Source organism: Nocardia sp. NPDC051981, from assembly GCF_040680715.1.
GTDB lineage: Bacteria > Actinomycetota > Actinomycetes > Mycobacteriales > Mycobacteriaceae > Nocardia.
In genome coordinates this window covers 99,477-120,838 of sequence record NZ_JBFAXK010000012.1, presented here as the reverse complement: position 1 = coordinate 120,838, position 21,362 = coordinate 99,477, and the positions used below count along the sequence as shown (strand labels likewise).

21 protein-coding genes are annotated in these 21,362 nt (G+C 69.0%); 8 read left to right on the top strand and 13 right to left on the bottom strand.

What is annotated here, in order from left to right; genetic code table 11:
- The first annotated feature begins 52 nt into the window (after positions 1–52).
- Entirely contained in the window at positions 53–1,777 is a 1,725-nt protein-coding gene (locus tag AB0L60_RS21875; RefSeq protein ID WP_364616798.1) for a class I adenylate-forming enzyme family protein, read from the top strand.
- A 26-nt stretch (positions 1,778–1,803) separates the two neighbouring features.
- Positions 1,804–3,027 carry an acetyl-CoA acetyltransferase gene (locus AB0L60_RS21870; RefSeq protein WP_364616796.1) on the top strand — a complete coding sequence of 408 codons (1,224 nt, stop codon included), beginning with the start codon at positions 1,804–1,806 and terminating at the stop codon, positions 3,025–3,027.
- Between the two features lie 71 nt (positions 3,028–3,098).
- Here AB0L60_RS21870 and ilvD read toward each other — a convergent pair whose 3' ends face one another.
- Positions 3,099–4,952: a dihydroxy-acid dehydratase gene (gene ilvD, locus AB0L60_RS21865; protein ID WP_364616794.1), complete on the bottom strand. Its 1,854-nt coding sequence runs from the start codon at positions 4,950–4,952 to the stop codon at positions 3,099–3,101.
- 112 nt (positions 4,953–5,064) lie between these two features.
- Here ilvD and AB0L60_RS21860 point away from each other — a divergent pair, with 112 nt between their 5' ends.
- Positions 5,065–5,652 carry a TetR family transcriptional regulator gene (locus AB0L60_RS21860; RefSeq protein ID WP_364616792.1) on the top strand — a complete coding sequence of 196 codons (588 nt, stop codon included), beginning with the start codon at positions 5,065–5,067 and terminating at the stop codon, positions 5,650–5,652.
- A gap of 7 nt (positions 5,653–5,659) precedes the next feature.
- Here the strand turns inward: AB0L60_RS21860 and AB0L60_RS21855 are convergent, their stop codons facing one another.
- From AB0L60_RS21855 to AB0L60_RS21845, 3 genes are all read right to left on the bottom strand, one after another.
- Positions 5,660–6,055: a nitroreductase family deazaflavin-dependent oxidoreductase gene (locus AB0L60_RS21855; RefSeq protein ID WP_364616790.1), complete on the bottom strand. Its 396-nt coding sequence runs from the start codon at positions 6,053–6,055 to the stop codon at positions 5,660–5,662.
- 211 nt (positions 6,056–6,266) lie between these two features.
- The gene (locus AB0L60_RS21850) at positions 6,267–6,614 is read right to left on the bottom strand and encodes a hypothetical protein (protein WP_364616788.1); all 348 of its coding nucleotides are present in this window, start codon (positions 6,612–6,614) and stop codon (positions 6,267–6,269) included.
- 158 nt (positions 6,615–6,772) lie between these two features.
- Positions 6,773–7,615 (bottom strand): NAD-dependent protein deacetylase, encoded by an 843-nt coding sequence (locus AB0L60_RS21845; protein WP_364616786.1) that lies wholly within the window; start codon positions 7,613–7,615, stop codon positions 6,773–6,775.
- 125 nt (positions 7,616–7,740) lie between these two features.
- On the opposite strand from AB0L60_RS21845, the gene AB0L60_RS21840 reads away from it, so the two are divergent.
- A complete protein-coding gene (locus AB0L60_RS21840; protein WP_364616784.1) occupies positions 7,741–8,532 on the top strand; it encodes an NAD(P)H-binding protein in 792 nt (263 codons plus the stop codon).
- A gap of 24 nt (positions 8,533–8,556) precedes the next feature.
- Here the strand turns inward: AB0L60_RS21840 and AB0L60_RS21835 are convergent, their stop codons facing one another.
- Positions 8,557–9,552: a pyridoxal-phosphate dependent enzyme gene (locus tag AB0L60_RS21835; RefSeq protein ID WP_364616782.1), complete on the bottom strand. Its 996-nt coding sequence runs from the start codon at positions 9,550–9,552 to the stop codon at positions 8,557–8,559.
- 114 nt (positions 9,553–9,666) lie between these two features.
- On the opposite strand from AB0L60_RS21835, the gene AB0L60_RS21830 reads away from it, so the two are divergent.
- The gene (locus tag AB0L60_RS21830) at positions 9,667–10,530 is read left to right on the top strand and encodes an SDR family oxidoreductase (protein ID WP_364616780.1); all 864 of its coding nucleotides are present in this window, start codon (positions 9,667–9,669) and stop codon (positions 10,528–10,530) included.
- Positions 10,531–10,553: 23 nt separating this feature from the next.
- Entirely contained in the window at positions 10,554–11,864 is a 1,311-nt protein-coding gene (locus AB0L60_RS21825; protein WP_364616778.1) for an FAD-dependent oxidoreductase, read from the top strand.
- A 15-nt stretch (positions 11,865–11,879) separates the two neighbouring features.
- On the opposite strand, the gene AB0L60_RS21820 is transcribed toward AB0L60_RS21825, so the two are convergent.
- The gene (locus AB0L60_RS21820; RefSeq protein ID WP_364616776.1) at positions 11,880–12,527 is read right to left on the bottom strand and encodes a TetR/AcrR family transcriptional regulator; all 648 of its coding nucleotides are present in this window, start codon (positions 12,525–12,527) and stop codon (positions 11,880–11,882) included.
- 70 nt (positions 12,528–12,597) lie between these two features.
- Here AB0L60_RS21820 and AB0L60_RS21815 point away from each other — a divergent pair, with 70 nt between their 5' ends.
- Positions 12,598–14,016 (top strand): cytochrome P450, encoded by a 1,419-nt coding sequence (locus AB0L60_RS21815; RefSeq protein ID WP_364616774.1) that lies wholly within the window; start codon positions 12,598–12,600, stop codon positions 14,014–14,016.
- Positions 14,017–14,051: 35 nt separating this feature from the next.
- On the opposite strand, the gene AB0L60_RS21810 is transcribed toward AB0L60_RS21815, so the two are convergent.
- On the bottom strand, positions 14,052–15,056 hold the full coding sequence (locus tag AB0L60_RS21810) for a hypothetical protein (protein WP_364616772.1): 1,005 nt from the start codon (positions 15,054–15,056) through the stop codon (positions 14,052–14,054).
- 124 nt (positions 15,057–15,180) lie between these two features.
- Between AB0L60_RS21810 and AB0L60_RS21805 the strand changes: the two genes are divergently transcribed.
- Positions 15,181–15,972 carry a 3-oxo-5-alpha-steroid 4-dehydrogenase gene (locus AB0L60_RS21805; RefSeq protein ID WP_364616770.1) on the top strand — a complete coding sequence of 264 codons (792 nt, stop codon included), beginning with the start codon at positions 15,181–15,183 and terminating at the stop codon, positions 15,970–15,972.
- Here AB0L60_RS21805 and AB0L60_RS21800 read toward each other — a convergent pair.
- From AB0L60_RS21800 to AB0L60_RS21775, 6 genes are all read right to left on the bottom strand, one after another.
- Positions 15,965–17,251, bottom strand: coding sequence for a sensor domain-containing diguanylate cyclase (locus AB0L60_RS21800; RefSeq protein WP_364616768.1), 1,287 nt, complete (start codon positions 17,249–17,251; stop codon positions 15,965–15,967). The two genes, AB0L60_RS21805 and AB0L60_RS21800, sit on opposite strands and share 8 nt — an antisense overlap.
- Before the next feature lie 34 nt (positions 17,252–17,285).
- Positions 17,286–18,095, bottom strand: coding sequence for an SAM-dependent methyltransferase (locus AB0L60_RS21795; RefSeq protein ID WP_364616766.1), 810 nt, complete (start codon positions 18,093–18,095; stop codon positions 17,286–17,288).
- A gap of 171 nt (positions 18,096–18,266) precedes the next feature.
- Positions 18,267–19,046 (bottom strand): M50 family metallopeptidase, encoded by a 780-nt coding sequence (locus AB0L60_RS21790; RefSeq protein WP_364616764.1) that lies wholly within the window; start codon positions 19,044–19,046, stop codon positions 18,267–18,269.
- A 353-nt stretch (positions 19,047–19,399) separates the two neighbouring features.
- The gene (locus AB0L60_RS21785; RefSeq protein WP_364616762.1) at positions 19,400–19,897 is read right to left on the bottom strand and encodes a response regulator; all 498 of its coding nucleotides are present in this window, start codon (positions 19,895–19,897) and stop codon (positions 19,400–19,402) included.
- Between the two features lie 228 nt (positions 19,898–20,125).
- A complete protein-coding gene (locus AB0L60_RS21780; protein WP_364616760.1) occupies positions 20,126–20,488 on the bottom strand; it encodes a hypothetical protein in 363 nt (120 codons plus the stop codon).
- Positions 20,489–20,746: 258 nt separating this feature from the next.
- Positions 20,747–21,289 (bottom strand): hypothetical protein, encoded by a 543-nt coding sequence (locus AB0L60_RS21775; protein ID WP_364616758.1) that lies wholly within the window; start codon positions 21,287–21,289, stop codon positions 20,747–20,749.
- Between the last annotated feature and the right edge of the window lie 73 nt (positions 21,290–21,362).

Genomic DNA, 21,362 nt, shown 5'->3' with positions numbered 1-21,362 from the left:
CACTGTCGCCGGACCAGCTGCGCCGTCACCAACTCATCACCAGGGAACTCCGATGGTCGAAATCTCCTCCGCCGCAACGACGTCCCCCGCCCGCCCGGTGCACGCCTGCCATCCGGCGGACACCGTGCGCACCTACCTCGAGCGCGGCTGGTGGCAGCCCGAGACGGTTCCCGACGTCTTCCGCCACCGCGTCACCGAGGCCCCCGACGCGCCCGCCATCACCGACCCGGCCAACCTGGCGGACCTGACCGGCGCGCACCCGCGCACCCTCACCTGGCGCGAACTCGACGACCACGTCACCGATATCGCGGCGGTCCTGCTGGCCACCGGGATTCGCCAGGGCTCCACCGTCGCGATCCAACTGCCCAACTCGATCGCCCTGACCGCCGTATACCTCGCCCTGTGGCGGCTGGGCGCGGTGGCCACGCCGATGCCCGCGTCGTTCCGGCGGCACGAGCTGTCGGGCATTGTTGCCGCGACAGCGGCCGAGGCCGTCATTACCGTTGGGGCGCTGGGAGATCGGGCACTCGCGGCGGAGGCCCTGACCGTTGTCGGCGGGCAGGGCGCTGTCTTCGCCTTCGGGCCGGGAGTCCCGGAGCAGGCCATCGCCCTCGACGGCCCGGTCGGCGCAGCTGCCCGCAAGCAGGTGCGCGACTACACCCGCACGCTCCGCGTCACCGTCAACGATCGCATCACCATCTGCTGGACCAGCGGCACCGAGGCCGCGCCCAAGGGCATCCCGCGCTGCCACGGCGACTGGCTCGCCGTGGCGGGCGGTGTCCAGGACGGGCTCGGCATGACCCCGGATTCGGTGGTGCTCAACCCCTTCCCCATGGTGAACATGGCCGGATTCGCGGGCTCGTTCCTGCCGTGGCTGCTGGCGGGCGGCCATCTGGTCCAGCATCACCCATTGGATCTGCCCGTGTTCTTCCGGCAGCTCGCCGAGCATCGGGTCACCCACACGAGCATGCCGCCCGCCCTGCTCACCATGCTGCTGCAGAACGACGACCTGCGCGCCCGGGCCGACCTGTCCTCGCTGTGCACGGTCGGCTCCGGCGGTGCGCCGCTGCCGCCGCCGGTGGTGCGGCGCTGGCAGGAGGAACTGGGCATCCAGGTGATCAACTTCTTCGGATCCAACGAGGGAGTGAGCCTGCTGGGCGCACCGTCCGATCTGCCGGATCCCACCCTGCGCGCCCAGCATCTGCCGTATTACGGTGCGGCCGGGGTGCGCTGGTCCACCAGACTGGCGGAACGGACAGCGGTGAAACTGGTCGACGTCACCACCGGGGCGACGGTCACCGCGATCGGCGGACGCGGCGAACTGCGCCTGCGCGGCCCGGCCGTCTTCGGCGGCTACCTGCCCGGCACCGCCACCGCCGAACCCTTCGACGACGAGGGATACCTGTGCAGCGGTGACGTTTTCGAACGATGCGGCGACGACGGCCGGTACCTGCGCTTCGTCGACCGCGTGAAGGAGATCATCATCCGCGGCGGCATGAACATCGCGCCCGCCGAGATCGAGGGCCTGCTCATCGACCATCCCGCGATCGCGGATGTCGCCGTGGTCGGCTACCCCGACGCGGTGCTCGGCGAAAAATGCTGTGCCGTGGTCGTTCCCGCGCCCGGCGCCACCGTGACCCTCACCGACCTGGTCGAGCATCTACAGGCCCGCGAGGTCGCCTCGTTCAAACTGCCCGAGCGCCTGGAGCTCACCGATACTCTGCCCCGCAATCCGGTCGGCAAACTGCTGCGCCGGGAACTACGCGCCCGGCTCTGACCACCCTTCGATCGCAGGAGGACCCTGTGTCCGTGCACATTCTGGGCGGCGACCAAACCGATTTCGCCGTCAACTGGCACCGCGTCGGGCTCGGCTTCGACGCCCTGATCCGCGCCGTCCTGGACGAGACGCTCGCCGCCGTCCGCCTCGACGCCACCGCGATCGAGGTGATCCACGTCGGCAATGCCTTCGGACAATTGTTCACCGGCCAGGGCCAGCTCGGCGGCATGCCCGCCACCATCCATCCGGAGCTGTGGGGCATTCCGGCCGCCCGCCACGAGGCCGCGTGCGCCTCCGGCAGCATGGCCGCCCTCGCCGCCATGGCCGATCTCGAATCCGGCCGCTACGACTGCGCACTCGTGATCGGCGCCGAGCTGGAGAAGACCGTCCCGGGCGGGCAGGCGGCCGCCTACATGGGCGCGGCGGCCTGGGCGGGCCACGAGACGCAGGACACCGACCTGGTGTGGCCGACCCAGTTCGCCGCCATCGCCGCGGAATACGACCGGCGCTACGGCCTCGATGCCGCGCACCTGCGCGCCATCAGCGCGCTCAATGTCGCGAATGCCCGCTCGAATCCCCGTGCCCAGACCAGGAATTGGTCCTACACCGACGCGAGCTTCACCGCCGACGACACCGCCAACCCACCGGTGGCCGGCGTCCTGCGCCGCCAGGACTGCAGCCAGATGACCGACGGCGCGGCGGCCGTGATACTCGTCTCGGACCGGTTCCTGCAGCGGCACAGCACCATCCGCCCCGATACCACCGCGCTGATCTCGGGCTGGGGCCACCGCACCGTCGGCCTTTCGCTCGACGCGAAGTTCCGCGCCTCCGCCGCCGAACCCTATGTCTTCCCGCACCTGCGCACCGCGGTCCTCGACGCGCTGTCCCGCGCCGGTCTGGCCGATATCCGCCAGCTCGGCGGCCTCGAGGTCCACGACTGCTTCTCCATGTCGGAGTATGTGGCCATCGACCACCTCGGACTCACCGCGCCCGGCGAGAGCTGGAAGGCCGTGGAGTCCGGCGACATCACCCGCACCGGCAGCCTGCCGATCAACCCCGGCGGCGGGCTGATCGGCATCGGCCACCCGGTCGGCGCGACCGGTGTCCGCATGCTTCTCGACGCGTACCAGCAGGTCACCGGCCAGGCGGGCGACTGCCAGCTTCCCGGCGTCACCCGCTACGGCACCGTGAACATCGGCGGCAGCACCACCACGGTCGCCAGTTTCATCGTCGAATCCGTGGCCGGCTGACCCGGGACGGCCCGGAGTCGCCGCCGCGCCGGGCGAAACCACGGTCACCTCTCATCCGGCGAGTTCGGCTCTCACCCGGCGAGTTTGGCGGGGTCGCGCACCGCGCCCCGGTCGGCCGAGGTGGCGAGCAGAGCATAGGTTTTCAATGCCAGCGAGATCTCACGCTCACGGTGGCGCGGCCGGTAGCCACCGTTCGCCTCCAATTCCGCGCGGCGGGTGGCCAATTCGGCGTCGTCGACGTGGAGGGTGAGGGAGCGCGACGGGATGTCGATGGTGATGGTGTCGCCGTCCTCGACGAGCGCCAGCGGGCCACCCGCCGCTGCCTCCGGGGAGATGTGGCCGATGGAGCAGCCGGAGGAACCGCCCGAGAAACGGCCGTCGGTGATCAGCGCGCACTCCCGGGCCAGGCCCAGGCCCTTGAGATATGAAGTCGGATACAGCATTTCCTGCATGCCCGGCCCGCCGCGCGGACCCTCGTAGCGGATGACCAGCACGTCACCGGCCTTGATCCGGCCCGACAGGATCGCCTCGACCGCATCCTCCTGCGACTCCACCACCACGGCGGGACCGGTGAAGGTGTGCATGTGCGCGGCCACGCCCGCGGACTTCACCACCGCGCCGTCGGGAGACAGGTTGCCGCGCAGCACCGCGAGACCGCCGTCGCGCGAATGGGCATGGGCGACATCGCGAATACAGCCCGCCGCCGCATCCAGATCGAGGGTGTGCCAGCGCTCGGACTGGGAGCAGGCGCTGGCCGACCGCTTGCCGCCGGGAGCGGCGTGGAACAGCTCCCGCGCCGCCGCGGAGGGGCGCGCGGCGCGCACATCCCACTCGGCCAGCCACGCGTCGAGCGAATCCGCGTGCACGGCGTGCACATCGCGGTGCAGCAGTCCGGCCCGGTTCAGCTCGCCGAGCAGCGCCGGGATGCCGCCCGCGCGGTGCACGTCCTCGATCAGATAATCGCCATTGGGCGCCACCTTGCACAGGCACGGCACCTGCAACGACATCTTCTCGATCTCGGTGAGCGTGTAGTCCAGCCCGGCCTCCTGCGCCGCCGCGAGCAGGTGCAGCACCGTGTTGGTGGATCCGCCCATGGCCAGGTCCAGGGCCATCGCATTGTCGAAGGCCCGGTGGGAGGCGATATTCCGGGGCAGGACCGAGGCATCGTCCTGGTCGTAGTAGCGGCGCGCCAGGTCCATGACCGTGTGTCCCGCCGCCCGGTACAGCTCGGCCCGCGCGGTGTGGGTGGCCAGCGTGGTGCCGTTGCCCGGCAGCGCCAGGCCCAGCGCCTCGGTGAGGCAGTTCATGGAGTTGGCGGTGAACATGCCCGCGCACGAGCCGCAGGTCGGGCAGGCGTTCTCCTCGATGCGCTGCAGATCCGCGTCGGACACCTCGGGCGAGACCGCCTCGGCCATGGTGACGATGAGGTCGAGCCGGCTGCGCACCGTGCCGTCGACCAGCACCGCGGTGCCGCCCTCCATCGGTCCGCCGGAGACGAACACCGTCGGGATGTTCAAACGCAGGGCCGCCATGAGCATGCCCGGAGTGATTTTGTCGCAGTTGGAGATACACACCAGCGCGTCGGCGCAGTGCGCGTTCACCATGTACTCGATCGAATCCGCGATCAGGTCCCGGGACGGCAGCGAGTACAGCATGCCGCTGTGCCCCATGGCGATTCCGTCATCGACCGCGATGGTGTTGAACTCCCGCGCGATACCGCCCGCCGCCCGCACCGCCTCGGAGACCATGCGGCCGACCGGCTGGAGGTGGGTGTGGCCCGGCACGAACTCCGTGAAGCTGTTCGCGATCGCGATGACGGGCTTGCGGCCGATATCCGCCGAGGGCACGCCGCTGGCCCGCATGAGGGCGCGGGCCCCGGCCATGTTCCGTCCGTGCGTGACCGTGCGGGAGCGCAACTCGGGCACGATGCCACCTCCTCCTCAATCTGCAACCAGATGGTTGCAACCGTGTGGTTGGAGTTTGCCACGACCGCGGCCCAACCGCAACCGTGTGGTTGGAGATGGTTGGATGGACGGCATGGCGTGGGATACCGAGAGGACCAGACGGCTGCTGCTCGAGGCGGCGGTACTCGAGTTCGCCGAACGCGGACCCGACGGCGCCCGGGTGAACGCCATCGCGGCCCGCGCCGGGATCAACAAGGAACGCATCTACCAGTACTTCGGTGACAAGCGCGGCCTGTTCGAGGCCGTGCTCACCGATCAGCTCGAGCAGCTCGCCGCCGCCAGCCCGCTGACCGCCGACAAGGCCGGCGACCTGGCCGAGTACGCCGGGCACGTCTTCGACTTCCACCGCACCCACCCGCAGTTCCTGCGCCTCATGTACTGGGAAGGGCTGCAACCGCACGACGGTCAGCTGCCGGGCGAGTCCGCCCGCGCCTCGCACTACGCGGACAAGGTCGCCGCGCTGGCGGCCGCCCAGCGGGCGGGCACCCTGCCGGACGAGGTCGCCCCCGGCTACCTGCTGTACGCGGTGGCGGCCCTGGCCGCCTGGTGGTTCGCCGCCCCGCAGGTGGTGCGGATGATCCTGGGCGCGGACGCCGACGATCCGGAAACCCTGCGCACGGCATTGGTCACGCTGGTGCGCCGGCTCGAGGTCCGGGACTAGCGGCGCGTCACTCCCCGGAAGCGATGTCCGCGACGAACAGCGGGAGCCGGCGGGCGGCGATCCGGGCGGGGAACGGGACTTCCGGGCCCGCCTCGCCGCGGCCGACTATACGGGGATTGACGAGTTTGTACTGGCGAAAAGCGTGAGAGGTAGCGGCTTCTCCGGCGGCGAGAACGTTTTTGATCCAATCGGTCCGGCCGTGGCCCATGACCACATAGAGCGAGCCGTCGAAGCGAAATGCGTTGACCGGTGTGGAATACGCTCGGCCCGACTTGCGGCCGCGGTGTTCGATCACGGCGAACCCGGGCAGATACGGCGCGAGCGGGCGAACCACCGGGTTCATATACCTGACCTGCAAGCGGTCCAGCCACGCCGGGAACATGTTGGGTTCGGTTGTCGGCATTTCGGTTTCCCCTGTCCGCGCCTGATGTCTCGGACAGACTACAACCTCGCTCCCGGCCAGCGAGGATTCGGCGCGTCGACCGCGGGTGCCGCGTGAGGAGGACTGCCGGTATCACCGGCTCCAGCCCCCGACGACAGGCCGCTCGACGGAGTCACCGCTGTAACCCCGGGAAGGCCGCCGTCGGAGGTCGGCTGCTGCGTGCGGTATTCGCTCAGCTCTTGGTCGCGGGCTCGGCGGTCTGCCCGTCCTCGGCGTGCTCGGTGGTGTCGGCCGTACGCTCCGCTTTGATGTCGGCCTGCCACTTCTCGAAATCGGTTCGCATCACCTCGATCTGATGTTCGAGGGCTTCCCTGGTGTCCGACCACCACTTCTGGGCGACGTCCCGCAGTTCGGCCGTGGTCTTCTCGAACTCGCTGCCTTCGCGCTCGAGGGTCGCCTCCAGCTCCTCCCGACGTGCCTGGAGCGCGGCGCGCTTCTGCTCGCGCGCCGCGGCGGACGACTCCTCGAACCGCTTCACCTGTGCGGCGAGGTCCATCAGCGATTCCGACAACGGTTTCATGGTCTTGTCCTCTCGATCTCTTGATCCGCGTTGGGGATCCGGCATCGGCCACCACCAAGCCTGGCTTCCGCGACCGGCGGGTCCAAGGGCAGAACGTCCTCTGAAATACCTGCCACTCGGCATCGATTGCCCCGTCCGCCGCGTTGTGTCGGTCGAAATCAGCTGGGGATGAGGGCGTCTGACAATGCGGTGAGGACAGGGGCGCAGCCAGCGTCGAGAATGAGGGTGGCCAGGGCATCGGCACGGGTGCCGCCGCGGTTCAGGATGATGAGCGGGCGGCCGGATTTGGCGGTGCGGCGGGCGAAGCGGAGACCGGACATGACCGTCAGGGACGAGCCGACGACCAGGAGGGCGTCGGCGGAGTCCACCAGGTCGAGGGCCGCCGCGACGCGGGGTTTGGGGACCGATTCACCGAAGTAGACGATGTCGGGCTTGAGGAGGCCGCCGCAGTGCAGGCAGTCGACCATGCGGAAAGAGTCGGTGTCGGTCACGACGGCGTCGGCGTCCGGCGCGACTTCGAGGCCGTCGAGCAGGATCGAGTCGGCGAAGCCGGGATTGGCTGCTTCGAGGCGATCGGCCAGAGCCATGCGCGACGTGAGGGCGTCGCAGTCGAGGCAGCGAACGCGGGCGTAGACACCGTGCAGATCGATGACCCTGTGATGACCGGCCTTGGTATGCAGCAGGTCCACGTTCTGGGTGATGAGGCCGCTGACGAGGCCCGCACGTTCCAGCCGGGCCAGCGCCCGATGCGAAGGATTCGGCCGGGCCGCATCCATACGCCGCCATCCGACGTGATTGCGCGCCCAATAGTGTTGGCGGAACAGCGGATCGCCGATGAACTGCTGATAGGTCATCGGGGTCCGGGGCGGGGCGTCGGCGCTGCGGTAATCCGGAATGCCGCTGTCGGTGGAGATGCCCGCGCCCGTGAGCACGGCCAGGCGACGGCCGGAGACCAGGTCCAGCAGGCGATCGAGCTGCTGCGCGGAACCGGAATCGGGCATGCGGCCAGCCTACGACGCCTCCGTGGTGTGCCGCCGGTCACGTCGTGTCACATCCGCCGCCGCTGCGTCGTCAGCTTGGCAGGACGCCACCACAGCGGCGGCGCGAGACGAAGGAGATGGTCATCATGGCGAAGACGGTTCTGGTCACCGGCGGCACCGGCACCCTGGGCAGCCTGGTCACCCCGCTGCTGCGGGAGGCCGGCGTGCACCTGCGCGTGCTGAGCCGCACCGCGCGGGCGGCGCAGGACGGCATCGAGTACGTGGCCGGCGACCTGCAGACCGGCGCGGGCATCGCCGAGGCGGTCGCCGGCGTCGACACCGTCCTGCATCTGGCGGGCACCACCAAGGGCGACGGTGAGAAGGCGCGCACCCTGGTCGAGGCCATCCAGGCCGCGGGCGTGTTCCCGCACCTGATCTACATCTCGGTGGTCGGCGCGGACCGGATTCCCGTCGAGAGCGCCATCGACCGCCAGACCATGGCGTATATGGCATCGAAGCGGGAAGCCGAACTGGTGGTGGAGAATTCGGGCCTGCCGTGGACGACCCTGCGCGCCACCCAGTTCCACGACCTGCTCTTCACCATGGTCTCGGCGCTGGGCAGGATGCCGCTGGTGCCGGTCTTCGACTTCCGCTTCCAGCCCATCGAAACCGCGGAGGTGGCAGCGCGATTGGTGGAACTGACCCTGGGTGAGCCCGCGGGCCTGGTCGACGAGATCGGCGGCCCGCGCATCTACACCATGAAGGAACTCGAGCGCAGCTACCTGGAGGCCACCGGCCGCCACCGCCCGGTGTTCACCATGAAGGCCCCGGGCAAGGCGGCGCGCGCCTACGCGGCGGGCGGCAACCTCACTCCGGAGCACGCCGTCGGCGGCCGTACCTGGGAGGAATTCCTGACCGCCAAGCTCGCGGCCGCGTGAGTGGACGACGTGCGGAAACCGGTGTCAGCGCGGTCCGTTGGTGTTGAGGTACACCACCGGACCGTCGAACCGGCCGTGCGCGTTCATGTCCAGCAGCGCGGCCATGGCCTTCGCGGTGTAGACCGGCTCCAGCCGCATGTGCTCCCGATCCTCCGAAAGCGCCTGTGCCGTAGCTGCTTCCGGCATCGGATAGCCGTATCCCGGACCGAGGTAATCGGTGACGATGTCCAGATTGGCGGTGGGGGAGAGGTTCTCGGGCAACCGCGCGCCACGGGCCCGCAGCAGCCGCTCGGTACGGCCCGCCAGCCTGGCGAGCGCCGGTTCGTCGAGGCGCAGCGTGTCGTTCACGACCACACCCACCACCCGCGTGCGCAATCCGGCCAGTCGTAATCCGAGTGACAGCCCCGCCGCCGTCCCGCCCGACCCCACTGGAATCACGATGTGGCCCGGCTCCGGAATCTCCCCGGTGCTCACCTGATCCGCCAATTCCATTGCGGCCTCGACATATCCGAGCGCACCCACCGGCGACGACCCGCCCGCGGGCAGGAAGTAGGGCGGTCGCAGGCCGGTGAAATGCCGGCCCAGCAGATACGGAGCACTCAGAATGGTGCGCGCCTTGGTGTGGGTGAAGTGCAGCTCGGCGCCCGAGGCCCGCAATCGCTCGAGTTGCGCTCGCACATGCTCGTCGACCGGCTGATCTATCAGTGCCAGCACGGTTTTCAGCCCGTGTTCGCGCCCGTACAGCGCGGTCGCCAGTCCCCAGTTGGTGCCCAGACCGCCCACCGTCACGATGGTGGTCCGCCGCCGGCGCAGTGCGTCGGGCAGCAGCCATTCCAGCTTGCGGACCTTGTTGCCGCCCCAGCCGCCGTCACCGAAAGCGCTGTCGTCCTTGAGCCAGATGTCCGCGCCCGCCGTGTCGAGCGCCTCCAGTCTCCGCACCGGCGTCGGGCCGGTCCCCAGCCTCACGTGGGGCAGGGTCCGCTGGAGCTCGGGGTAGCGGCGGTGCAGGTGCGGGGTCATCACGCCAACCCTATCGACTGTCCAGTTTTTCGACGAGTGTGGCGGGCAGCACACGGGCGCCGAATCCGCTCCTGCTACGTTCCGAACTGTCATTAACTTCGGCAAGGAGATTTCATGCCTGGTGTAACCGATCGCGTCGTCATTGTCACCGGAGCCGGTGGCGGACTGGGCCGGGAGTACGCATTGCTGCTCGCCCGGGAGGGCGCGCTGGTCGTCGTCAACGACCTCGGCGGTGCGCGCGACGGCTCCGGATCCGGGCACAGTATGGCCGACGCCGTGGTCGAGGAGATCCGCGCCGCCGGTGGCACCGCCGTCGCCAACTACGACAGCGTCGCCACCGAGGAGGGTGCGAAGGCGCTGGTCCAGACCGCGATCGACAGCTTCGGTGCGGTGCACGGCGTGGTCAACAACGCGGGCATCCTGCGCGACATGAGCTTCGTGAAGATGACCCCCGAGGCCTTCGAGGCCGTGCAGCGCGTGCACCTGTTCGGCTCGTTCTACGTCACCCACGCCGCCTGGCCGCACTTCCGCGAGCAGGGTTTCGGCCGCGTCGTCATGGCCACTTCCACCTCCGGCCTGTACGGCAACTTCGGCCAGGCCAATTACGGCGCGGCCAAACTCGGCATGGTCGGCATGATGAACACCCTCGCCATCGAGGGCCGCAAGTACGACATCGGCGTCAATGCCGTCGCGCCCATCGCGGCCACCCGCATGACCGCCGACATCGCCTCGGCCGAGATGCTCGAGAAGCTGCCGCCCGCCCAGGTCGCCCCCATCGTCGGCCACCTGATGAGCGAGGACTGCACCGACTCCGGCATGGTGCTGGTGGTCGGCGGTGGCTCGGTGCACCGGACCCAGCTGTTCGCCAACCAGCCCGTGTTCTTCAGTGAGGTTCCGACGATGGACCAGGTGCGGGAGAATTGGAGCCGTATTACCGATATGTCCGACGCTCGGCCCGGGGTGAACCCAGCGGGCTGAGCCTGCTCGCGAGGGGGCTCGCCATGAGCGAGAACACGTGGGACGCACTGGTTGTCGGAGCCGGAGCGGGCGGGCTGTGCGCGGCCGCCCGGCTCTCGCACCACGGCTACCGCACCCTGGTGGTCGAACGCCTGGACCGGATCGGCGGACGAGCCTCCACCACCGAACTCGACGGTTTCATCGTCAACACCGGCGCGGTGGTCGTCGAACTCGGCGGCATCACCGAACGGACCTTCGAGGAGGTGGGCGCGAAATTCGAAGTGCGCCCGGCGGATCCGCCGATTCTGTACCGCATCAACGGCCGTGACGTGGATGTCACCAGCGGCGGCTGGGGGCTGCTCATCTCCCAGCTGACCCGCCAGGGGGCCAAGCTGCTCACCGGAATCGGCGCGGCCCGCACCGGCGGCGGGCTGCCCGATCGGGAACTGTCCACCGCCGACTGGGTGCGGCGGTACACCAAAAACGATGCGGTGCAAGGCATCTTCCGCAATATGTGCGGCTCGATCTTCGCCGTCGGCTCGGAGGAACTCCCCGCGCGCGTGTTCCTCACCTACTTCAGCCGCGCGTCCGCGTTCAAGAAGCTCGGCTTCTGCCCGGAGGGCACCATCGGCATCTGGAAGGCGCTGGCGGAGGTGGTGGAACGCAATGGGGGACAGGTGCGTCTGGGCACCGAGGTGCAGCAGTTGCTCGTCGAGGACGATCGCGTCGTCGGGGCGCGCATCCGGCACGGGGGTGAAACCTCCGATGTCTCCTGCGCCTTCGCGGTCAGCGACATCGGGCCGTCGGCCACGCTGGATCTCGTTGGTCCCGAACACTTTCCGTCCGACTATGTCGGCTCGGTACTGCAACGCGATCTGCCCTGCGCCATGATCTCGGTCAACTTCGCCAGCCGGGAACCGCTCATCGACGCGCCCGGCCTGCTCAGCTTCGCCCGTACCAGACGGCTGTGCTACGTCGCCAACTTCACCGCCACCTGCCCGGAGATGGCCCCCGAGGGCTGGCACCTCTACGTTGGCACCGGGGTGCCCAAGCCGTCGGTGGGCGACTTCGACTCCGAGGCCGAGACCGCGCTCGTGCTCCAGGATCTGCGCGAGGAGATCCCGGGCTTCGACGCGGCCCGCATCCTGTCCATCGCCGTCACCCGCGACGACTGGCCACCCCAGCGCACGGTCGCCGGCTACGACCTACCCCACGACACCCCGATCGCGAATCTCTGGAACGTCGGCGACGCGGTCAAGGAGTACGCCAACGGCGGCATCACCGCCTGCACCGAGACCGCGAAGATCGTCGTCGACGAGATCATCGCCAGCGGCATCGGACGCCGCGCGTCCTGAGTCCTGCGGACCCGCTCAGCCGAGCTTCTCGGTGATTCCGGGGAGCCGGTCCACCATGGCCACAACGTAATCCGCGACGATCCCGATCAGCACGGGCCGCTCCACCTTCAGGCCGCCGTCGAGCCACACCAGGATCAGCTCGGCCGCGCCGCCGGTGATCAGCTGGGCCAGTGCGGTCAGGGCGGTGTCGTCGCCCTCGGGAATATCGAGCAGCACTCGCGTCTGCTCGATGAGCAGCTGCGCCACCCGGCGCATGCCCTCGAAGCGGCGGCGCATGAGCATCTCGCTGCCGTAGGCCTGCGCGAAGGCGATGTTCGCCCGGCGCGGATCATCGGTCACCGTGATGATGAGCGCCGCTACCCCGGCCCGCAGCTTCTCCTCGGGTCCGCCGGGGGTCTCGGTCATCGCCGTGCGAGCCTGCTCGAGGGCCGTGCCCTGCACCTCGTCCAGCAGCGCGGAGGCCAGCGCGTCCAGACCGGTGAAGGATTCGTAGAAGAAGCGCGGCCCCACCTTCGCCTGCTCGCACACCCCGCGCACGGTGAGCGCGGCCAGCCCCTGCGTGCCGACGATCTCGAGGGCCGCGTCCAGCAGCCGTCGCCGGCGCTGCTCCCGACGCTCGTCGGTCGTGGTGCCGCGATAGGTCCCATTGAAAGCCCGCGTCACCCTGACAGCTTGGCACAGAAATCGGGAAACGACCGTTTACGGAAACTATCGTTTCCGCTACCGTTGAGGGATGGCTGTGCGAAAAGCCGTGGTGAACTATCGAATTCAATGCCGCGCCGCCGGGGTACTGGAGCGCTATCCCAGCGTGCCGCGGGCACTCGCGACACCGCCGCCGGGCAGCGGGCTCAAACCGGTGATGGGTGACTACGGCCCGCCCGGCATCGGCCACGTGGTGAGCACCCTCGCCGACCCCCTCACCTTCGGCCGCGACCGCATGCGCCGCTACGGCCCCGTGCAGTGGATGGGCGTGTTCGGGCGGCAGGTGGTCGGCATCGGCAGCCCGGCCGCCGTGGAGGAGGTGCTGCTGGACCGCGAGCACGTGCTCTCCGCGCAACAGGGCTGGGAATTCCTCATCGGCCCGTTCTTCCGCGGCGGAATCCTGCTGCGCGACTTCGACGATCACGCCTACCACCGTCGTATCCTGCAGCAGGCCTTCACCCGCCCGCGGCTCATCGGCTACCTCAACCTCACCACCCCGCGCATCGTGCGCGGCGTCGACTCCTGGCAGCCCGCCCCCGATTTCCCGCTCTACGACCACGTCAAGCGCATGCTGCTGGAACAGGCCACGGTGGTCTTCGCGGGCGCGGAACTCGGTCCCGAGGGCACCCGCCTGTCCCAGGCCTTCGAGGACGCCGTGCACGGCGGCAAGGCCATCATCCGCACCAATATGCCCGGCGGCGTGTGGAATCGGGGCCTGCGCGGCCGCCGGCTGCTCGAGGACTACTTCCGCCGGGAACTGCCCGCCAAGCGCGCCGGCGACGGCGAGGACCTGTTCAGCGTCCTCTGCCACGCCGAGACCGAGGACGGCGAATCCTTCACCGACGCCGACATCGTCGACCACATGATCTTCGTCATGATGGCCGCCCACGACACCAGCACCCTGGCCATCGCCATGCTGGCCTACGAACTGGCCCGGCATCCGGAATGGCAGCAGCGGCTGCGCGAGGAATCGCAGGCGCTGGGCAAACCCACCCTCGACTACGCCGACCTGGACCGGCTGCCCGCCCTGGAGATGGCCTTCCGCGAAACCCTGCGCATGTACGCCCCGGTCGGCCAGATGGTGCGAGAAGCGCTGGAGGACACCGAGATCGCCGGGTACTTCATCCCCAAGGGCACGCTGGTCATGGTCGGCTCGTACTCGATGATGCGCAGCGAGGAGTACTGGCACGACCCGGACGTGTTCGATCCGGAACGCTTCGATCCCGCACGCGCCGAGGACAAGTCGCACCGCTTCGCCTGGCCGCCCTTCGGCGGCGGCGCGCACAAGTGCATCGGCCGGTACTTCGGCGGCATGACCGTCAAGGCCACCATGCACCGCATGTTGCTGAACTACCGCTGGAGTGTGCCGGACGGCTATCAGGTGCCCCTGGTCGCCGGTACCGGCCCGACGCCGGCGGACGGCCTGCCGATCCGCCTGCGCCGGCTCTGAACCTCACCCGCCCCCGGCGACCGCCGCGTGGCGGGTCACCGGACGTCGCGTGGAATCCCGAGTTCGATATCCAAATAGCGCAATTCCGGATCGCGGCGGCGGCCGTTGCGGAACGCCCGGAACACCAGATCCTGCGGATGCCCGACGGTGAACACCTCGGTGAAGGTGGCCACCGTCCGCCGCGGCGCGCCCGCCAGGCTGGGATTGAACCCGGTCTTGGCCAGCGGCCCCTCCCAGATGAGCGCGGCCCCGCCGGGCACGCTGTGCGGGGCGAAACTCCAGCCCAGCTCGCGCATGCGCCGGTCGAACTCGCCCGCGCCCAGTCCGGCCACATCCCAGCCGCTGGCCTCGTTGAAAAGCTGCCTGCCGTGCAGGAATTGGACGAAGCACGGGTCCGGTCCGGGATGCGGGGTGCTGAGGTTGATCACGCCGTCCCAGGGCAGCGTGGTCAGCGCCCAGCTCAGTCTGTCCTCGAAGTCGGCCCAGTTCGAACACGCCACCGGCGCTTCGCGCTCACTGGGGCGGTCGGCGGGCAGGCCGTAGCTGCCGCTGCCGGGCGCGTCCATGCTCCAGGTGGCGAAACGCAGCCGGTCCCCATCCATGTCGAGCCCGTCGCGCAACACCGCCACCACGGATTCGGCCACGCCGCGCCGATGCTCGACCGACTCCCCGCGCTGCCATCCGGTGCTCCATTCGCGTGCCAGCCGCGGCTGCTGGTGCACCCGCTGCATGGCACGCCACTGCGGATCCGGTGCGGTGGCATCGGATTCCGAGGGCAGCGGCACCGGATCCCAGGTGCCGTCGGGCTGCGCGCGCAGCACGGTCAGCAGCGCTTCGGCCTCGGCGGCGTCGTCGGGGACGGCGATCAATACCTCGATCTCGGTGCCCTGCTGCGCGAAATGCACACGGCGGCCGGTGAGTTCGTCACGAACCTGAACGAAGCGCGGGTTCCATCCGAGTCCGGACTCGTCGGCGTCCTCGTCCTCCTCGAGAAAAAACGGCATCCATTTCAGCAGCACATCCCATCCCTGCGAACCCACCTTGCCTCCCTCCGGGTTCTCGCCAAACTACCCGCCGGCCGTCGTTCGCGCCCCCCGGTGGGTACCGGCCGGGCTGTGCCCTGTGATAGAACCTGTTCTAGTTTTTCCACCTGGAGGACCGCGAATGAACTGGTACACCGGCAATACCGTCTACGACACCGTGCTCACGATCGCTTTCGCGTTCGCAGCTTTCGTGCTGATCGGCGGCCTCTTCGGGCAGAGCCCCTACGGCCGCTTCGCCACCGCCAAACTCGGACTCAATCTCAATCCGAAGCTCGGCTGGTGGTTGATGGAGATTCCGGCCACCGTGGTCTTCGCCGTCGCGTACCTCAGCGGTCCGCGTCGCTTCGAGCCGACTTCCCTGGTGCTGGCGGCCATCTGGATTCTGCACTACGGCAACCGCGGCTGGTTCTTCCCCCTCTCCATTCGCCAAGTGCCCGGCAAGACCAGCAGTTTCAATGTTTCCGTGCTCGGCATGGGCATGTTCGTGACCGCGCTGCACGGCTATCTCAATGGTGCGCTCTTCAGCCACGATTATCTCGGGCAGTACGGCACGGATTGGCTGACCGACCCGCGCTTCATCATCGGGCTGATCGTCTACCTCTGCGGTTTCGCGCTGCTGGTGAGCTCGGAGGGGATCGTCCGGAACCTTCGGGACAAGAACAACCCGGGGGCAACGGAATACAAGATCCCGTACGGTCTGGGATTCCGATTCGTCACCAGCCCCACCTATCTCGGCGAACTGGTCGCCTGGGCCGGATTCGCCATTCTCACCTGGGCGCTGCCCGGCGTGGTCATCTTCCTGATCACCTTCGGCAATCTGGTGCCGCGTGCCTTCGCCACCCACACCTGGTACCGGGAGAAGTTCGAGGACTACCCGGCGGAGCGAAAAGCGCTGGTGCCGTTCGTCATCTAGGGTCGCCGAGCGCGCCGTGGCGCAGCGCCTTGTCGCGGTACATGGCGACGTCCACGGCGTGCATGAGCTCGTCGATGGCGGTGGAGTCGGTGTCCACCAGCGCGGTGCCGATGCTCGCGCCCACCTGCACCAGCAGCCCCGCCACGTCGAACGGATCGCGCAGCGCGGCCAGCAGGCCGTCCGCGACGGTGTCCAATTCGTCCTGACCTGAGCAGTTTTCGACCAGGACGATGAACTCGTCGCCGCCCAGCCGCGCCGCCACCCCGTTCGGCGGCAGGGCCCGGCGCAGCCGCTGGCCCACCTCGCACAGCACCCGGTCGCCGGCGGTGTGGCCGCGGCGGTCGTTGATCTCCTTGAAGCCGTCCAGATCCAGGTAGCAGACCCCGACCTGGCCGGTGGCCGCGGTGAGACGGTCGAAGAACAGCAGGCGGTTGGGCAGGCCGGTGAGCGAATCGTGGTGGGCGTCGTACCAGAGCTGATCGGCCAGCTGCTTGCGGTCGGTGACATCGACGGTCACGCCGATCAGGAAGCGCGGCTTACCCTCGTTGTCGCGGACCACCGTCATGGACAGGTCGATCGTGGTGTGCGTACCGTCCGGCTTGGTGTGCCGGGTCTCGAAGCGGAAGCGGTCGATCTCACCGGAGAGCAGACGCTGGAACAGGGAGAACGCCTCACCGATGTTCTCTGGGCCGAGAATGTCGGCCACGGTACGGCCGGGCATGGACTCGGCGGGGACGCCCAGGGTCTCGGCGAAGGCGTTATTGACGTCGACCACCTCGCCGGTGGCGGCATCGACGGTGCCGATGCCCACCGACGCCCCCTCGAAGATGGCCTGGAACCGTGCCTCCGACAGCTGCCGGCGCGCCTCGGCCTCCTGGACCGCGGTGAGGGCGGCGCCGAGCGTCGTCTCCTGTTCGGCCAGCGCGACACTGCGCAGCCCGGCGGTGAACTCGGCGGCGAATTCCGCGGCCAGTTCGATGGCGCGATCGCGGACCGGCCCGTAGTCCGCGCAGCCGGGGTCGGGGCAGGCGTCGGTCACCAGGTCCTTGCACAGCACCAGCACCGAGCGGTGCACGGCCAGCGGGTCGCGGTAGTTGGCGGCCACCAGTGCGACCGCGGCCTCCCGCGCCACCGACATGTCCCCGGTGCCGCGCACGGCCGCGATCAGGCGGTCACCGAAACCGTCGAGCAGATCCTCCACCTGGGCACGGGTGAGCGTCGGCGCGACCGCGCCATCGAGAGCGTCCGCCCATCGGACCGCCAACTCTTGTGCTGCCACCGGTGACCCCCTGCCCCTGACTCGTCCGAACCACTCAGGCCTTGCGGCCCACACCCGCCAGTCCCAGCGAACGGCCCGGCGCCTCATGCTGGTCACGGTCGGATTCCGGCCGCCACAGTGGCAATTCCACCACACCGGGCTCGATCGGCTCCCACTTGCCGAACAGCGCGGCGATCTCGTCGCGGCTGCGGAACTGCAGTCCTATCTTGCTGACATTGTGCGAGTTCTCCACCAGCTTCGCCGCGTCGTCGGGGCGCATGGCCGAGGTGAGATGCGAAATCGCGACGTAGCTGCCGACGGGCACGGCGTCGTGGAGGGCGTTGACCTTGTCGATGGGGGCGTAGTCGTCGCTCATCAGGTGCAGGACCGCAATGAGAAGGATGCCGACGGGTTGGTCGAAGTCGATGATGCCGGTGCCCCGCGCCTGCTCCAGCAGCGCCGCGGGCTCGCGTAGGTCGGCCTCGATGGCGGCCGCCCGGTCAGTGCCCCGCAGGATGGCACGGGAGTGGGCCACGGCCACCGGATCGATATCGACGTAGAGCACCCGGCAGTCCGGATCGATGGCATGCGCCACCTCGTGCACATTGCCCGCGGTCGGAATGCCGGAACCGATGTCGAGGAACTGCCGCACGCCCGAATCCACCAGGAAGCGCACCGCGCGGCGCAGGAAGGCGCGATTGCTCAGCGCCAGCCGCGGCAGGTCGGGGACCAGCGACTTGCCCGCCGCGGCGGCCTGCCGGTCGACCTCGAAATTGTGCGAGCCGCCCAGTAGCGCGTCGTACATGCGCGCGGGGCTGGGCCGGGTCATGTCCACGCCCTCCGGGGCCCATTCCGGTCGTTCCATCCCGAATCCCTTCTTGCCGCAACGATGGAGCGCCCGCCGGCGGTGCGGGCGGGCCAAAGATCCGGGCAAATCCGGTGTTCGGGATCACCCGGACGGTGTACGGCGAATGTTAGTCCCCGTTCACCAGAAACCTTGCAGCGATACCACTCTCGCCGTGAGGTGGGAGAATGCTCACCCGGCGGTTGACGCCGCGCAGGTGCTGTGCGTGAGCGGGGGCACGCAGACCCCGGTCACATCCACGAGCAGCAGTCGCGCGCCGAAGGCCAGTGAGCACAGCGCGATGGCGCCGAAGGCCAGCACCCACAGCAGGCCCGGGATCCGCGTCAGGTGGGCCAGCTGGTCGGCGTCGGAGTTCGGCTCGTGTGCGCGATTTCGCTGCAGCTCGATCACCGGCCGCACCGCCGCCAGCAGCAGGAACCAGGCCGCCAGATACGCCAGCGCCGCCTGGGTGGTGTCGCTGCCGGACCAGGACACCGCGAACACCACGCCGCCGGTCACCAGGATCGACAGCAGGCCGTACCAGTTGCGCACCTTCACCAGCAGCACCAGCAGCAGCGCGATGGTCAGCCACAGCATGAGGGTGAGGCGATGCGCGCCCAGCAGCGCCGCGTAGGCCAGACCCAGCAGCGCGGGCGCGGGGTAGCCGGCCGCGGTCGTCAGGATCATGCCGAGTCCATAGGGTTTCCCGCTCGACACCGTGAGTCCGGAAGTGTCCGAATGCAATCGGATGCCGTTGAGCCGCCGCCCGGTGAGCAGTGCCGTGAACGCATGCCCGCCCTCGTGGGCGATGGTCACCGCATTGCGCAGAATCCGCCACGTCGGCCGGAACGCCACCAGCAGCAGCGCCACCACACCGGTCCCGACCACCAGTTGCCACGGCGGCGGTGACTGTGTGGTGGACAGCCGATCCACGACCGTGCTGCCCCGCTGAACGAATTCCGCAGTATTCACCGCCGCACCCTATCGACTCCGGCCGAGAGCGACCACAGCTCGCGGCCCGGCCGGCCGGGCCGGCGGCGCACCGGTGTGCATCCGCCGGGTCGCGGCGGAGCGGAGCGGAGGGGGCACAGGCGGATTCAGTTCACGAAGATGTCAGGTCCCGGACGGCGGATATCAACGCGCACAGCCGTTTTGGGGACTACTCTGCTTATCGGCAGTGACACCGGGTGCACGTCCGGTACTGCCCGGTGGGTCTCGTCGGTATCCCGAGGCATGGTCCCCGAATAGTTGATGCCGCCGGAATCCCATCCCCTGCTCCGGCGGCATCGCCGGGCAGGGGTCTGTCGGTTTCGCCCGGCCGCGGTTCAGGCCGCGGCGTAGGGCCTCGGATCCGGCGTGGTTTCGCGCTTGGCGTCGGCGCTCGCGCCCGGCGCCTGGTGGGCGCGCAGCCGGAAGGCGATGCATTCCAGCAGTTCGCGGGTGTGCACCGGCAGGAGCAGGCACTCCGAAGCACCCGCGGCCAGGATCGTTTCCAAAAATTCGGGATTGTGGTCGGTGCTGAGCGCGATGATGGGCGCGGTGGTCCGCGCACGCAGATCGCGGCACAGTTCGGCCGCCGCGACATCGGGCACCGCCCGGTCCAGCAGGATCACATCGGGTTTCAGGCGGTCCTGGGTGCGCAGGGCCTGCCGCCCGCTGGCGGTCTGGAAGGCGTGGTAGCCCGCCGCGGCGAGCACCAGCACCGTGATTTCGGCGACGGCCGGATTGCTCTCGACCACCAGGATCTTCGCCGGCGCGGTGGCCCGCTCACTCTGTGGTGAACGCGCGTGTGCCGTTGTTGTCGATTTCTGGACTCTGTTCATCATTGCGGTCCTCCGCTCGGCGGGATCCCCCGACCCATGCCGTCAACCGTCGAGCGAAACATCACCACGTGGGCAATTCGTTCCGACTTTGCCCTGTGTGCAATCGACGGAACCCGACGCTATCTTGTTGCCCGTCTGTTATGCCAGGAAAATGCAAGAATTTGCCGGATGATCGCTGAAGTCTTCCCGGCTCAGCCGCTGGTCGTTCACCTACTATGCACTTCGAATTCACTGCCCGGTTAGCTTTGTGGCCAGGTGCAATGGTGACGGCCCGAAGCGGATCGCCCGCTCGGGGCCGGTATCGGCGGAATTATCCGCTCTCGCCGGGGGGCGCGGCGCGACGCTGTCGTAGCGGATCAATTGCCCGTAGTGCTGCGGATCGGCCGGTTTCAACGCGAGGTCGGGTAGCTGGGCGGCGGCCTGCGCCGGAGTGGGTGCGCGGGTGACGTCCCACCACAGCGCCGAGACGGGTGTGTTCATCATGCCCGGGCACACGGCGGCGATCAGGATGTCGCAGCCGAGGTCACTGCTGCGGCGGGTGCCGACAGGGGCGGACCACGCCACCTGTCCGATCTTGGACGGGATGTTCACGAATCCGGCAGCGCCGGCCCGAGGCCCTGGGTGGCGTCCATGACGAGAGCGATTGCGGGGCTTGTCATTCGGATCCTCCAATCGTGCGTATCCGGCTCATGTCGGGTATTGGTGCGGGTAGCTTCATTCCCGTTGCAGGACTGCGCCTCCGAGGCGCGGCCGCCTGACTCCGACACTCCGAACGGTCAGAGGGCTTCGAGGATCATGGCGTTGGCCTGGCGTGTGCGATTGCCTCGGCATCGGCTCGCGGGACCGGAGTCAGGACGGTTTGTTGTGCCCGATCCCTGGGGCGAAGTCTCGCCATTCGCGCGCCCAGGCGGCGTGGTGGCGGTGCAGGAGGATGCGGTCGGCGCACCAGACCAGAACGGTTGCGCCGCAGCAGGTTGCGATCACAGTCAGGACAGCGGTGTCGATGCCCTGGACCACCGCGTCGGACGTGGGCCGCGGCGCGGTGGTGGCCCGGCCCGAGGAGTCCAGCCACTGGGTCACGGTGCTGCCCCGCTTCGCCGAGCTCGGGACGACGACCACGGCGATATCGTTGCGGCCGTGGAAATTCCACGCCGCGGTGGCCTGCGGCGGTCCGGACGCCACCACCCCCTGGCCGACCGGAACCGCGATGCGGAGGGGATCGGAGACGACCGTGGCCGTCACCGCGGTTTTGGCGGCGTTCTCGGCGCGGATGTGCGCGCCGGTGGTGGTGGCGGCCGAGATTCCCACGACGACCGCGAGCGGAATGGATGCCACGGCCACGAGCACCGCGACCAGCCGCCAGGCCGCCTGCAGACGGTCCGAGGAACGCATCAGCCGATTGCGGCTCCACGGAGCGGTCCGGTGGATCCGAACGGGTAGCGACGCCGAGCGCGGCATCGTCGTT

Bases quoted from the DNA above. Each gene is read 5' to 3' on its own strand.
- AB0L60_RS21855 (WP_364616790.1), bottom strand. From the start codon at position 6,055: ATGCCGACAACCGAACCCAACATGTTCCCGGCGTGGCTGGACCGCTTG.
- AB0L60_RS21785 (WP_364616762.1), bottom strand. From the start codon at position 19,897: ATGAACAGAGTCCAGAAATCGACAACAACGGCACACGCGCGTTCACCA.
- AB0L60_RS21840 (WP_364616784.1), top strand. From the start codon at position 7,741: ATGGCGAAGACGGTTCTGGTCACCGGCGGCACCGGCACCCTGGGCAGC.
- AB0L60_RS21845 (WP_364616786.1), bottom strand. From the start codon at position 7,615: ATGCCCGATTCCGGTTCCGCGCAGCAGCTCGATCGCCTGCTGGACCTG.
- AB0L60_RS21830 (WP_364616780.1), top strand. From the start codon at position 9,667: ATGCCTGGTGTAACCGATCGCGTCGTCATTGTCACCGGAGCCGGTGGC.
- AB0L60_RS21835 (WP_364616782.1), bottom strand. From the start codon at position 9,552: ATGACCCCGCACCTGCACCGCCGCTACCCCGAGCTCCAGCGGACCCTG.
- AB0L60_RS21795 (WP_364616766.1), bottom strand. From the start codon at position 18,095: ATGGAACGACCGGAATGGGCCCCGGAGGGCGTGGACATGACCCGGCCC.
- AB0L60_RS21815 (WP_364616774.1), top strand. From the start codon at position 12,598: ATGGCTGTGCGAAAAGCCGTGGTGAACTATCGAATTCAATGCCGCGCC.
- AB0L60_RS21875 (WP_364616798.1), top strand. From the start codon at position 53: ATGGTCGAAATCTCCTCCGCCGCAACGACGTCCCCCGCCCGCCCGGTG.
- AB0L60_RS21850 (WP_364616788.1), bottom strand. From the start codon at position 6,614: ATGAAACCGTTGTCGGAATCGCTGATGGACCTCGCCGCACAGGTGAAG.
- AB0L60_RS21805 (WP_364616770.1), top strand. From the start codon at position 15,181: ATGAACTGGTACACCGGCAATACCGTCTACGACACCGTGCTCACGATC.
- AB0L60_RS21775 (WP_364616758.1), bottom strand. From the start codon at position 21,289: ATGCGTTCCTCGGACCGTCTGCAGGCGGCCTGGCGGCTGGTCGCGGTG.
- AB0L60_RS21860 (WP_364616792.1), top strand. From the start codon at position 5,065: ATGGCGTGGGATACCGAGAGGACCAGACGGCTGCTGCTCGAGGCGGCG.
- AB0L60_RS21825 (WP_364616778.1), top strand. From the start codon at position 10,554: ATGAGCGAGAACACGTGGGACGCACTGGTTGTCGGAGCCGGAGCGGGC.